The organism is Nocardia arthritidis (assembly GCF_011801145.1).
Lineage (GTDB): Bacteria > Actinomycetota > Actinomycetes > Mycobacteriales > Mycobacteriaceae > Nocardia > Nocardia arthritidis_A.
Map to the genome: position 1 here is coordinate 167,733 of NZ_CP046172.1, position 12,947 is coordinate 180,679.

11 protein-coding genes are annotated in these 12,947 nt (G+C 65.8%); 10 read left to right on the top strand and 1 reads right to left on the bottom strand.

Annotated elements, in window-relative coordinates; all coding sequences use genetic code 11:
• The first annotated feature begins 33 nt into the window (after window positions 1–33).
• Window positions 34–609, top strand: coding sequence for a hypothetical protein (locus F5544_RS00795; RefSeq protein WP_167471395.1), 576 nt, complete (start codon window positions 34–36; stop codon window positions 607–609).
• On the opposite strand, the gene F5544_RS00800 is transcribed toward F5544_RS00795, so the two are convergent.
• Entirely contained in the window at window positions 604–1,230 is a 627-nt protein-coding gene (locus tag F5544_RS00800) for a TetR/AcrR family transcriptional regulator (RefSeq protein WP_167471396.1), read from the bottom strand. The two genes, F5544_RS00795 and F5544_RS00800, sit on opposite strands and share 6 nt — an antisense overlap.
• A gap of 109 nt (window positions 1,231–1,339) precedes the next feature.
• Here F5544_RS00800 and F5544_RS00805 point away from each other — a divergent pair, with 109 nt between their 5' ends.
• The 9 genes from F5544_RS00805 to F5544_RS00845 all read left to right on the top strand — a co-directional run bounded on the left by F5544_RS00805 (window position 1,340) and on the right by F5544_RS00845 (window position 12,942).
• Window positions 1,340–2,062, top strand: coding sequence for an SDR family NAD(P)-dependent oxidoreductase (locus F5544_RS00805; RefSeq protein WP_167471397.1), 723 nt, complete (start codon window positions 1,340–1,342; stop codon window positions 2,060–2,062).
• A 147-nt stretch (window positions 2,063–2,209) separates the two neighbouring features.
• Window positions 2,210–3,436, top strand: a complete 1,227-nt coding sequence (gene glf / locus F5544_RS00810) for a UDP-galactopyranose mutase (RefSeq protein ID WP_167471398.1) — start codon at window positions 2,210–2,212, stop codon at window positions 3,434–3,436.
• Window positions 3,437–3,513: 77 nt separating this feature from the next.
• Window positions 3,514–5,445, top strand: a complete 1,932-nt coding sequence (locus tag F5544_RS00815; protein WP_167471399.1) for a glycosyltransferase — start codon at window positions 3,514–3,516, stop codon at window positions 5,443–5,445.
• Between the two features lie 80 nt (window positions 5,446–5,525).
• Window positions 5,526–6,044 (top strand): phosphatase PAP2 family protein, encoded by a 519-nt coding sequence (locus tag F5544_RS00820; RefSeq protein ID WP_167478888.1) that lies wholly within the window; start codon window positions 5,526–5,528, stop codon window positions 6,042–6,044.
• A 1-nt stretch (window position 6,045) separates the two neighbouring features.
• Window positions 6,046–6,978 carry a decaprenyl-phosphate phosphoribosyltransferase gene (locus F5544_RS00825; RefSeq protein WP_167471400.1) on the top strand — a complete coding sequence of 311 codons (933 nt, stop codon included), beginning with the start codon at window positions 6,046–6,048 and terminating at the stop codon, window positions 6,976–6,978.
• A gap of 4 nt (window positions 6,979–6,982) precedes the next feature.
• On the top strand, window positions 6,983–8,908 hold the full coding sequence (gene zomB / locus F5544_RS00830) for a flagellar motor control protein ZomB (RefSeq protein ID WP_238847572.1): 1,926 nt from the start codon (window positions 6,983–6,985) through the stop codon (window positions 8,906–8,908).
• A 294-nt stretch (window positions 8,909–9,202) separates the two neighbouring features.
• Window positions 9,203–10,273, top strand: coding sequence for an alpha/beta hydrolase (locus F5544_RS00835; RefSeq protein WP_238847027.1), 1,071 nt, complete (start codon window positions 9,203–9,205; stop codon window positions 10,271–10,273).
• A gap of 298 nt (window positions 10,274–10,571) precedes the next feature.
• Window positions 10,572–11,648, top strand: a complete 1,077-nt coding sequence (locus F5544_RS00840) for an alpha/beta hydrolase (protein ID WP_167471402.1) — start codon at window positions 10,572–10,574, stop codon at window positions 11,646–11,648.
• Between the two features lie 283 nt (window positions 11,649–11,931).
• Entirely contained in the window at window positions 11,932–12,942 is a 1,011-nt protein-coding gene (locus tag F5544_RS00845) for an alpha/beta hydrolase (protein ID WP_167471403.1), read from the top strand.
• The last annotated feature ends 5 nt before the right edge of the window (window positions 12,943–12,947 follow it).

Sequence of the window (12,947 nt, forward strand, 5' to 3'; positions counted from 1 at the left end):
AGTATCGGCCCAGCTGGGGAGGATGGCTTCACAATGACGTATAGCTATTTACCCGCGCGACCGGACGTCCGGTTCCGTGTGCGCAGCGTCTTCGGTCCCGCGGCCGTGGCGCTCGGAATTCTCTTGGCGCTGAACAATTTCTGGGGCGCGCGCGGCGTCCTGTTCGGCATGATCAGGAACGATCAGCATCTGGACCGATCGTTCGCGATCTTCGCGCTCGCGGGCGCGATCCTGCTCGGTGTCGCCCTCACCTACGGCGCCTTCCTGCTGGCGCTGCGGGATGATGCCGGGCGCTACACGATTCAGGTCGCGTCCGGCCTACAGGTGCTGGTCGCCGCGGTGGCGCTCATCTGCTCGCTGGTCGGCTACCGGCCCGAGTACGGCATCGATTGGCTACCGAGTGGCCGGATCGCCTACGACATCTGGTGGGCGGCGTCGAACGGCCTGCCCGGTGAGCTGACCGCGCTGCTGCACAATGCCTGGCTGCCGAGCCTGATCAGCGGCGTCCCGGCGCTGCTCACCTTCCTCGTCACCGGATCCCGCAACACCGAGCGCTGGGTCGCACGCGGTCGCCCGAGCCGTTCGGTATTCGCGACGCGAACCTCATGAGCGCAGCGCCCGCATCAGCTGCTCCTCGGTGATCGGCGGCACCGGGACCGGATGGGCGGCCGCGGCGCGCAGGCCGTCCAGTATGAAGGCCAGGTTCCGTCGCCAGGCGTCCGGGGCGATCTCCGCGGTGAATTCGACGACCCGGGTGTGCGACCATGTGATGAAGGCGATGTCCTCCAGTGCCCAGTCGGCCCGCAGCGCACCGGATTCCTGTGCGCGCGTGATGATTCGGCGCATCAGCCCGTGCCCGTACTCCTGCGCCCTGGCGAATGCCGGGCTGGGTGCGGCGCGCAGAGACAGCTCGTTGAGCATGCGATCGGACGCGTGTAGTTCGCAGATCTTTTCCACGAGATAGACGAAAGCGTCCCAGGGGTCGTCGATTTCGAGCGCTTCCTCGGCGATGCGGGTGCCCGCCTCGATCCGGTCCTCGACGGCGGCCGCGATCAGGTCCTCGCGGGTAGGGAAGCGGTTGTAGAGGGTGCCGATGGCGACGCCCGCCCGGGCCGCTATCTGCTTGAGCGGCGCGTCCAGCCCGCGTTCGTCGAAGACGGCGCGGGCCGCCGCCACCAGCGCGTCGCGGTTGCGCCGGGCGTCGGTCCGTAGCGGCTTGTCCTCGGGCACTCGCCGATCCTACAAATCCGGGACTCGAATTATCTTGAGCAGAGGTTCAACTTAATGCTACCGTCGGTTAGCTAACTTGAACCTGCACTCAACTTAATGGGGTAGTGGTATGACCAAGACCATCGCCATCTTCGGATTCGGTCCCGGACTGGGCATGGGCACCGCGCGGCGCTTCGGCCGCGAGGGGTTCCGTATCGCCGTCATCGGACGTGATCCCGTCAAGGCGAAGGCGCACGTCGAAGACCTTGCGGCGGAAGGAATTACCGCGACCGCCTACACCGCGGACGTGATGGACGAGGCGCAGGTGTTCCGGGTGGTCGACGAAATCACCAGCGCCACCGGGCCGATCGATGTCGCGATGCACGGCGCGGCGGCCGAGATGGCGGACCGGGTGGCCTCGACCCTGGCCGTTGAGCCCGCGGCACTGCGAATCCCGTTGACTATCAAGGTCTATTCGCCGATGTGGATGGTTCGCGCGCTGGCCCCGGCGATGATCGAACGCGGCGACGGGGCATTGCTGTTCTCCTCCGGCCATTCGACCCGTCACGTACAGCCGTATCTGGGCAATTTCGGTATGGCGCTCGGCGCTCAGCACGCCTACGTCCAGCAGCTGGCGGCCGAACTCCGGGACAGCGGCGTCTACGTCGGGCTGCTGAGCATCGGCGCGCTGATCGGCGCCAGCAAGGCCGAACGGCTCGTCGAGGAACATCCGGAACTCATCCCGCCGGGCCTGGAGATCGTCCGAATGACGAACGACGAGCTCGGCGAGCACTACTGGCGCATGTACACCGAGCGCGACCGGGTCGAGGTCGAAGTCGGATTCCCCAGCTGAGTCCGATGGCCGTCGGTGCTCGTCACGGCGAACAATCGGCGAAATGCCGATGACCGCGATCGGAAAATCGCCCGAGCACCGACGGTCCCGGCCGGACCCCCTGACTCGCCCCGGTCTCGCTGCGGACTTCCGATACGCTGGGCTCCCGTGACCGTCGCATCGTCCCCGGGTAACTCCGCCACTTCCGCCTCGCAGTTCGACCTGATCGTCGTCGGCTCCGGCTTCTTCGGGCTGACCATCGCCGAACGCGCCGCAACCCTGCTCGGCAAGCGGGTGCTAGTGCTCGATCGCCGCCACCACATCGGCGGCAACGCATACTCGGAGCCGGATCCGGAAACCGGGATCGAGGTGCACAAATACGGTGCGCACCTGTTCCACACCTCGAACGAGCGGGTCTGGGAGTACGTCACCCGATTCACCGCGTTCACCGGTTACCGGCATCACGTCTACGCGATGCACAAGGGGCAGGCCTACCAGTTCCCGATGGGGCTGGGCCTGCTCTCGCAGTTCTTCGGCCGCTACTTCACCCCGGACGAGGCGCGCAAGCTGATCGCGGAGCAGTCCGGCGAATTCGATACGAAGGACGCGCAGAACCTCGAGGAAAAGGCGATCTCGCTGATCGGCCGCCCGCTGTACGAGGCGTTCATCCGCGACTACACCGCCAAACAGTGGCAGACCGACCCGAAGGACCTGCCGACGGGCATCATCACCCGGCTGCCCGTGCGCTACACCTTCGACAACCGCTACTTCAACGACACCTACGAGGGCCTGCCCAAAGAGGGGTATACGAAGTGGCTGGAGAATATGGCCGCCTCCGAGCTCATCGAGGTGCGGTTGAACACCGACTGGTTCGACGTGCGCGAGGAGCTGCGCGCGCAGAGCCCGGACGCCCCCGTGGTCTACACCGGCCCGCTGGACCGCTACTTCGATTACACCGAGGGTGAATTGGGTTGGCGCACCATCGATTTCGAGACCGAAGTGCTGGAAACCGGTGATTTCCAAGGTACCTCGGTGATGAACTACAACGACGCGGACGTGCCATACACCCGCATCATCGAGCCGCGCCACTTCCACCCCGAGCGCGATTACCCGAATGACAAGACCGTGATCATGCGCGAGTTCTCCCGTTTCGCGCAGACCGGCGACGAGCCCTACTACCCGATCAACACGCCGGAGGACCGCGCCAAACTACTCGCCTACCGCGAGCTGGCGAAGCGGGAAACCGCAACGGCGAAGGTAATTTTCGGCGGACGCCTCGGCACCTACCAGTACCTGGACATGCATATGGCCATCGGCAGCGCGCTCAGCATGTTCGACAATGTCCTGCGGCCGCACCTGGAGTCGGGCGCGCCACTCGTGGATGAGGAGGCGTAGATGAGCGACACTTGCGCAGCCTCGCTTATCGAAGCCGACCGGGTGCGGGTGTCCCGCAGAATCACGGAAAGCAACGCATGACCTCCCAATCGATCCTGGAAGAGATGACCACCGAGACCCGCGCCAAATCCCTGCTGCAGCGGATCATTCTGCCCAGACCGGGTGAGCCGCTGGACGTGCGCACCCTCTACCTGGAGGAATCGCCGACCAACGCCCGGCGCGCGCATGCGGCCACCCGCACCTCGCTGTCGATCGGCGCGGAGTCCGAGGTCTCGTTCTGCACCTACTTCAACGCGCTGCCCGCCAGCTACTGGCGGCGCTGGAGCATCCTGACCTCGGTGGTGCTGCGGCTGGAACTGGCCGGGCACGGCCGGGTGGACATGTACCGTTCGAAGGCGGACGGGTCCCGAATTCATGTGCAGGGCAAGGAATTCGCGGTCGATTCCGGGCAGGAATCGACAATCGTGGAATTCGAGACCGAGCTGAGCCCGTTCGAGGACGGCGGCTGGATCTGGTTCGACATCACCACCGATACGGCGGTCACCCTGCTGTCGGGCGGCTGGTACGCGCCGGTCGAGGCGCCGGGCGATGGCACCATCGCATGCGGTATGCCCACCTTCAACCGCCCCACCGATCTGGTGAAAACCCTTGCGGCACTTGGCTCGGACCCGCTGGTGCTGGATAAGGTGACCGCGGTGATCGTCGCGGACCAGGGCAACCGCAAGGTGGTGGACGAGCCCGGTTTCACCGAGGCCGCCGCGGTACTAGGCGACCGGCTGATCCTGCGCGATCAGCCCAACCTCGGCGGCTCCGGCGGTTACAGCCGGGTGATGTACGAGGCGCTGAAAAATACTGCGGCGCAATACATCGTCTATATGGACGACGATATCGAGATCGAACCGGATTCGATCCTGCGCGCACTGGCCTTCGCCCGCTTCGCCAAATCGCCGATGCTGGTCGGCGGGCAGATGCTCAACCTGCAGGAGCGCTCGCACCTGCACAGCATGGGCGAGGTGGTGGACCGGGGCGTCTTCATGTGGACCTCGGCGCCCAATGTCGAATACGACCACGACTTTTCGAAGTACCCGCTCCGGGATCGGGATAATTCGAAGCTGCTGCACCGGCGCATCGACGTCGACTTCAACGGCTGGTGGACCTGCGTCATCCCGCGGCAGGTGGCCGAGGAGATCGGCCAGCCGCTGCCGCTGTTCCTGAAGTGGGATGACGTCGAATACGGTTTGCGCGCAAGGGATCACGGCTATCCGACGGTCACCCTGCCGGGTGCCGCGGTATGGCATATGGCCTGGAGCGACAAGGACGACGCGATCGACTGGCAGGCCTACTTCCACCTGCGCAATCGCCTGGTGGTCGCCTCGCTCCAACTGCCGGGCAACGGTCGCGGCATGGTCGTCAACACGATCAAGGCGACGCTGAAACATCTGCTCTGCCTGGAGTATTCGACCGTCGCCATCCAGAACCTGGCCATCCGCGACTTCCTCGCCGGGCCGGACCGGCTGTTCGAACTGCTGCCGAGCGCGCTCGGCGCGGTGCACGAACTGCGCAGGCAGTACCCGGATGCGGTGATACTGCCGTCCTCCACCGAATTGCCGCTGGCCAGCCACATCGGCGTCGGCGCCGTCGGCGAACCGGCCAACCCGCTGGCGAAGATCATCCGGCTCGGCAAGGGCGTGCTGCACAACTTCCGCCCCGCGCGGCCGGAACATCACGACACCCCGCAGCTCAACGTGCCGACGCTGGACGCGCGCTGGTTCCTGCTCTCGCAGGTGGACGGCGTCACGGTGACCACCGCCGACGGGCGCGGCGTCGTCTACCGCAAGCGCGATCCGCGCCAGGCGCTCGGCCTGTTCAAAGAGGCCATGCGGTTGCGTAAGGAACTGGCCGCCCGCTTCCCCGAAATGCAGGAGCGCTATCGTGCCGCTCATCCGCGGCTCACCAGCACTGCGGCCTGGGAACGCGCCTTCGGAATCGACCAGAACGGGAGCAAGTAGTGAACGCGGTCAATCCGAGCGTGCGGGATTTGAGCGAAGACCGTTCGGATACAACGGATTCCGGTACGCGCCCGCCGGAGGTGGCGGTCATCAACGCGGTGCAGGCCACGATCGGCGCCAAGCCCGCGGTGGTCTCGGCCGCGCGCGGCATGTCGCATTTCGGTGAACATGCGCTCGGCTGGGTCGGCATCGCGGCGGCGGGCTGGCTGGTCGACAAGCCGCGGCGCAGGCAGTGGGCCGGTGTCGCGGTCGGCGCCGTCGGCGCGCACGCGGCATCGATCGTCATCAAGCGGATCGTCCGCCGCCCGCGCCCGAACGATCCCTCGGTGCAGGTCAACGTGTCGACGCCGAGCAAGCTCAGCTTCCCGTCCTCGCACGCGACCTCGACAACGGCGGCTGCGGTGCTGCTCGGGCGGCTCACCGGGCTACCCTTGCCTGCGGTGCTCGTTCCGCCCATGCTGCTTTCGCGCGTGGTGCTCGGCGTGCACTACCCCTCCGACGTGCTCGCCGGGTCCGCGCTCGGCGCCGCGTCGGCCGCTGTCGTGCTAGCCGCCGAAAAGAGATTCGATAGTGACCGCACAGGAAAGAGCCGGGGTTGAGATGAGTGAAGAGCCGACCGGCGCCGACCTAGACGAGGCCGTTGTCAAGGGCCCGCCGAAGACGTTGGCGGGCGGGCTGATCAAGGCCGTCCGTCCCCGGCAGTGGGTCAAGAACGTCCTGGTGTTGGCCGCTCCGATGGCGGCGGGCCAGAAGGTGCTCACCGACGGCCACGTGCTGTTCCACATCGGCATCGCTTTCGTGGTGTTCTGCGTGGCCGCCTCGGGCATCTACCTCGTCAACGACGCCCTCGACGTCGAGGCGGACCGGGCGCATCCCACCAAGCGCTACCGGCCGATCGCGGCTGGCGTCGTACCGGTGAACCTGGCATACACGCTGGCCATCGCGCTGTTCGCGGTATCGATCGCCGGATCGTTCGTCGCGGACTGGCGGCTGGCCGTCGTGATGGTCATCTATATCGCCATCCAGCTGGCCTACTGCTTCGGGCTCAAGCACCAGGCGGTGCTCGACATCTGCATCGTGTCGTCCGGCTTCCTGCTGCGCGCCGTCGCCGGTGGCGCGGCCGCGAATATCCCACTGTCCCAGTGGTTCCTGCTGATCATGGCGTTCGGTTCGCTGTTCATGGCCGCGGGCAAGCGCTACGCCGAACTGCAGATCGCGCTGGCCACCGGCGCCAAGATCCGCAAATCGCTGGAGTACTACACGCCGACCTACCTGCGGTTCATCTGGACCCTCGCGGCGACCGCCGTAGTGGTGTTCTACGGTCTGTGGGCGTTCCAGCAGGGCAATCAAAAGGACACCGAGTGGTTCGCCATCTCGATGATTCCGTTTACTATCGCAGTCCTGCGTTACGCGGTCGACGTCGACGGTGGCGAGGCCGGTGAACCCGAAGAGATCGCGCTGGGGGACCGTGTCCTCCAGTTCCTCGCAATCGCTTGGATTGGAGCGGTAGGTGTCGCTGTCTATCTCACCTGACGAGATGTTGGTGGCGGGAGTGGAGCAGGGCGAATACGAATCCGAGCAGCCGGCCGCAGCGCCGGCTCGTTCGGCGCGCGCCGCCTTCCTATCCCGCACCACATTCGTCGGTGGGATAACGCTCACCGTTGTGCTCTTCGCGGTCGGTGCGTGGAATCGGCGGTGGATCGCCGACGACGGGCTGATCGTGCTGCGCACCGTGCGAAACCTCATGGCGGGCAACGGTCCCGTCTTCAACGAGGGCGAGCGCGTGGAAACCAACACCAGCGCGGCCTGGACCTATGTGGTCTGGTTCTTCACCTGGATCACCCAGGCGCGGGCCGAGTACGTGGTGCTCGGCGTGACGCTGGCGGTTTCGCTGGCCGCGATCGTCTTCGCCATGCTCGGCACCGCCCGGCTCTGGGGCGGTGCCACCTCGGCGTTCATGCTGCCCGCGGGCGTGCTGGTCTATATCGCGCTGCCGCCCGCCCGCGACTACGCCACCTCCGGGCTGGAGAGCGGCCTGGTCATCTTCTGGATCGCGGTGCTGTGGCTGCTGCTGATCCGCTGGGCGCAGGCCGATCGAGTGCGCCTGCCCGGACTGCTCGGGCTGGTGTTCTGGGCCGGGCTGGCCCCACTGGTCCGCCCGGAGATGACGCTGTTCGCCGCGCCCGCCCTGCTGATGATCTTCTGCGCGCCCGTCCCGCAGACCCGGTTCCGGCCGATCGTGGTGCGCGGCTTCATCATCGCCGCCGCCGGGCTGCTGCCGCTCGGCTATCAGATCTGGCGGATGGGCTACTACGGCCTGCCCTATCCGAACACCGCGGTCGCCAAGGACGCGGCGGGCAGCAAATGGGGCCAGGGCTTCAAATATCTGTGGGATCTGGTGGGTCCCTACTACCTCTGGGTGCCGCTGCTGGTGCTGTTGATCGTCGGCGTGCTCATGGTCCGCTCGGCCCTCGCGGGCAAGCGGCGGGAGCGGCGGGAATGGACCGTGCGCCGGGTGCGCGAATGGTTCCGTTCGCCGAGCGCGGTGGTGACGCTGGTGCTCGGCAGCGCGCTCATCCTCACCGTTTACGCGCTGCGCGTCGGCGGCGACTTCATGCACGGCCGCATGCTGCTGGCCCAGCTGTTCCTGTTCCTGCTGCCGGTCGCCGTCGTGCCGGTCCGGGTGCCCGATTTCCGCGAGCGGCGGCTGTCGGCGGGCGACTGGTCGTTCGCGCTGGTGCTGTTCGCGCTGATCGGCACCGCGGGGTGGGCGCTTTTCGCGGCCAACACCACCGCTATCAAAGCGGGCACCAAGATCACCTCGACCGGCATCGTCGACGAGCGCATCTACTACGTGCTCAACACCGGCCACGATCACCCCATCCTGGCCGAGGACTACCTGGACTACCCGCGCATGCGTGCGATGGTCAACGTCATCCGTGATACGCCGAACGGCGGCCTGCTGCTGGCCTCGCCGTCCTTCATGGACTGGTACACCGCCCCGCCGCCGCTGCCGATCCCGCAGGACGGCGACGAGCATACGGTCTTCTTCCTGAACCTCGGCATGACCAGCATGAACGTCCCGCTGAACGTGCGCGTCATCGATCAGATGGGCCTGGCCTACCCGTTGGCCGCGCACAGCGACCGGCTCACCGACGGGCGCATCGGGCACGACAAGAACCTCTACCCGGACTGGGTCGTCGTCGACACCGGCATGGTCGACCGGCACCCGTGGATGCCCTGGTACCTGGACGAGAAGTGGGTGACTCAGGCCCGGGTGGCCATGTCCTGCCCGGACACCCAGGCGCTGCTGCTCTCCTCGCGCGGCCCACTGACCTTCGAACGCTTCCGGCACAACCTCAAGAACGCGCTGCGCTTCGCCGAGTACCGCATCGATCGCGTACCGAAGTATGAGATCCAGCGTTGCGACTTGGTGGATCCCTATCCGGCACCGCACCATTGAGTCCGGCTGCACGCGTGGTTACTTCGACTGCAATGCGGCCGTCGTGCCGGAAACGTCCGGCATGGTAGGAGCGATAGGCCTACTGGGCACGCCCCTTGCGGGTGTGCCCACCGTTTGCACTGTTGATTACCCACAAGGTGGCGTTCGCCGCTTTATATCGGTTTGATAACGCTGAGATTACCGGGGTGCGCTACGCTGCCCCTGATACGCCCGCCGTCGGCCACATTGCGGTATGCCGTCGGCGGTCAACGTAAACGCGGCCCCGCGGCCGCACGAATGAAAGGCCGAAACCTGATGCGAGGCGTGTTCGGGCGTCTGAGGACTCGAAGAGCCGGTTCCTGGCTCAAGCGGTCGGCGCTGGTGTCGCTGGCCATCGTGCTACCGCTCGGCGCTTCGCTGACCGCGCCCGCCGTTACGGCGTCGGCGGCGTTCAACCCGGCGGGAATGGACTTCTGGGTCGATTCGAGCATGGGGCCGATCAAGTCGCGGATCTTCCGCGCCGCCGACGGCAACACCAGCCGCGTCGTCTACGCGCTCGACGGTATGCGGGCGCGCGGCGATCTGAACGGCTGGGAAATCGAAACCAACGTCGCCGACGCGCTCGCCAAGGCGAATATCAACGTGGTGATGCCGGTCGGCGGGCCGTCCAGCTTCTACGCGGACTGGAACGCGCCCAGCAATTTCTTCGGCATCAACACCGGTTCGGCGGGCTCATCGGGCTCGGCGTCCGGCTCGTCGATGACCGGATCCAGCAACTTCCAGGAGGTGCTCGGTAAGACCAGCACCTACAGGTGGGAGACCTTCCTTACCTCCGAACTGCGCAACGCGCTGCGCGACCGGCTCGGCTTCAGCCCGAACCGCAACGGTGTGTTCGGCCTGTCCATGGGCGGTAGCGCCGCGCTCACGCTGGCCGCCTACCACCCGGACCAGTTCAGCTTCGCCGGATCCTTCTCCGGCTACCTGAACATCTCCGCGCCCGGTATGCGCGAGGCGATGCGCGTCGCCATGATCAGCGCCGGTGGCTACAACATCGACGCGATGGCGCCGCCGTGGGGTCCGCAGTGGCTGCGGATGGACCCGTTCGTCTTCGCCCCGCGTCTGAAGGCCAACAACACCCGGCTGTGGGTGGCCGCGGGCAGCGGTATCCCGAGCGCGGGCGATGTGTCCTCCCCGATGGACGTTATCCAGGGCACGCCGCTGGAGGCGCTCGCGCTGGCCAACACCCGGGCCTTCCAGGTCCGGATGATCACGCTCGGCGCCGACAATGTCACCTACGACTTCCCGGCCGTCGGCGTGCACAACTGGCGCAACTGGGAGGACGAGGTCTACCGGATGATTCCGGACATGTCCGCCAATATCGGCTGAGTTCCCACCCGCGAAAAAGCCGCCCGATTTGGGCGGCTTTTTCCGTTTTCGGCCACTGTGAATATCGCGAATCGGCTACCGCCTCGGCAACGAATCCGCGTCGAGCGCCGGGTTCAGTTGTGGCATGAATCACTTTCCAGCAACATGTAAGCATTCTCCGTCGATTGATACTTGGAGAACATGCATACAGGTCGGAATGCCCTGGAAATCATGGGCTGTGACTGATGGTGCGCGATGAGGTGGTAGGTCGGCTAGCTCGATATTTGCTGACCGCCGCTCGAATGAAAGGTCGAGTCGAATGCGAGATAGGCGCTGGAAACGTAGGCCCGGTAGCTCGGCAGCGTCCGGATCATGGGCGCGGCGGATGGTCATCGGATTGGTCACCGCGCTGCTACTGCCGCTCGGGATCACGCTCGTCGGCGGCGCAACCGCATCGGCGGCCTTCAACCCCGGTGCATTCGACTTCTGGGTCGATTCGCCGATGGGCCCGATCAAGTCGCGCATCATCCGCGCCAGGGACGGCAACACCGATCGCGTGGTCTATGTGCTCGACGGTATGCGCGCCCGTGAGGATCTGAACGGGTGGGAGATCGAAACCAACGTCCCGCAGACGCTGGCCGACTGGAATATGAACGTCGTTATGCCGGTGGGCGGACAGTCCAGCTTCTATGCCGACTGGAATGCGCCGAGCAACTTCTTCGGCATTCCGCCGGGCACCGGTTCGAGTTCGGGTTCCGGCGGGCTGAACATCCTCGCGGCCGGTCCGGGCAAGAGCTACCGGTACCAGTGGGAGACCTTCCTCGAGAACGATCTGCGTCCGGCCCTGCGTGACCGGCTCGGGTTCAACCCGAACCGCAACGGTGTGTTCGGCCTGTCCATGGGCGGTAGCGCCGCGCTGACCCTGGCCGCCTACCACCCCGATCACTACAGCTACGCCGGCGCCTTCTCCGGTTATCTGAATATCTCCGCACCGGGTATGCGCGAGGCGATCCGGACCGCGATGATCGACGCGGGCGGCTACAACGTCGACTCGATGGCGCCGCCGTGGGGTCCGCAGTGGCTGCGGATGGACCCGTTCGTCTTCGCGCCGACGCTGATCAACAACGGCACCAAGCTGTGGGTCGCCGCGGGTAACGGCCTGCCGCGGCAGGATGACCTGAATATCCCGCTCGATCAGGTGCTCGATCGCATCTCGAAGGGTGGTCCGCTGGAGCTGTTGGCGATGTGGAATACGGTCGCCTTCAAGCTGCGGATGGATTCGCTCGGGGCGCGCAATGTCACCTACTCGTTCCCGCCCGCCGGTCTGCACGCCTGGACCAACTGGCAGGACGAGGCGTATCAGATGATTCCGGATATGTCGGCCAATATCGGCTGACCCGACCGGCCAGAGCCGCCCGGCACCGATCGAGGTGTCGGGCGGTTCGTCGTTTACGCCTGGATTGGCTGATCGGTCGCTGACTGTTCCGAGAGTTGGCCGCGGAAACCAGTATTCGGATAATTTGGCCGCACCTCGGCAAATGCCGTGACTTGATCACGATCCGGTATCGGCATGCGTTTCCGCTGGGTCGACTCCGAATAACGACCTATAGAAAGCGGTAGCGCGGCGAATGCGCGGCGGTTGCGGTCAACGGTGATCGAACGGGCGAAAGGTCGAGTCGATGCGGTCTGACGTGGTGCGCGGAAGGATTGCTGAAGGCCGGTTGCGTGGTCGCCGCCGAGTGCGGCGCACGGTCGCCGCCGTGGTGCTCGCGCTGGCCGTGCCCTTCGGAATCGGCGGGCTGGCGGCACCGGCGACGGCGAGTTTCAATCCGGCGGGCTTCGATTTCTGGGTCGATTCGAGCATGGGCCCGATCAAGAGCCGCGTCTTCCGCGCCGCGGACGGCAACACCCGTCGCGTCGTCTACGCGTTGGACGGGCTGCGCGCCAGGAACGACCTGAGCGGCTGGGAGATCGACACCGAAATCTCCAGGGTGCTGCCGCAATGGAACATCAATGTGGTGATGCCGGTCGGCGGCCAGTCCAGTTTCTATTCCGACTGGATCGCGCCGAGCAACACCAACGGCCAGGCCACCACCTACAAGTGGGAAACGTTCATCACCGAGAATCTGCGCGACGCGCTGCGCGACCGGCTCGGTTTCAGCCCGGTGGGCAACGCGGTGTTCGGCCTGTCCATGGGCGGCAGCGCCGCGCTGGCCCTCGCGGCCTACCACCCGGACCAATTCCGTTACGCGGGTTCGTATTCGGGGTACCTCAACATTTCCGCCCCCGGTATGCGCGAGGGTCTGCGGCTCGCGCTGCTGGATGCGGGCGGATTCAACATCGACGCCATGTGGGGTCCGCCGTGGGATCCCAAGTGGCTGCGCAACGATCCGTTCATGTTCGCACCGCTGTTGCGGCGCAACGGTACTCGGCTGTGGATCTCCACCGGCAACGGTATGAACGGGCCGAAGGACGTGATCAACGCGCCGATCGATGCCTTCCACCTCGGCAACGCCATGGCGCTGGAGACGATCGCGCTGGCGAATACCCGTGCCTTCCAAGCCAGGATGGACGGCCTCGGCCCGAATAACGCGGTGTTCGACTACACGCCGGTCGGCGTGCACAGCTGGCATTACTGGCAGGACGAGGTATTCAAGATGCTTCCGGATATGAGCGCGAATCTGGGTTGATGCCA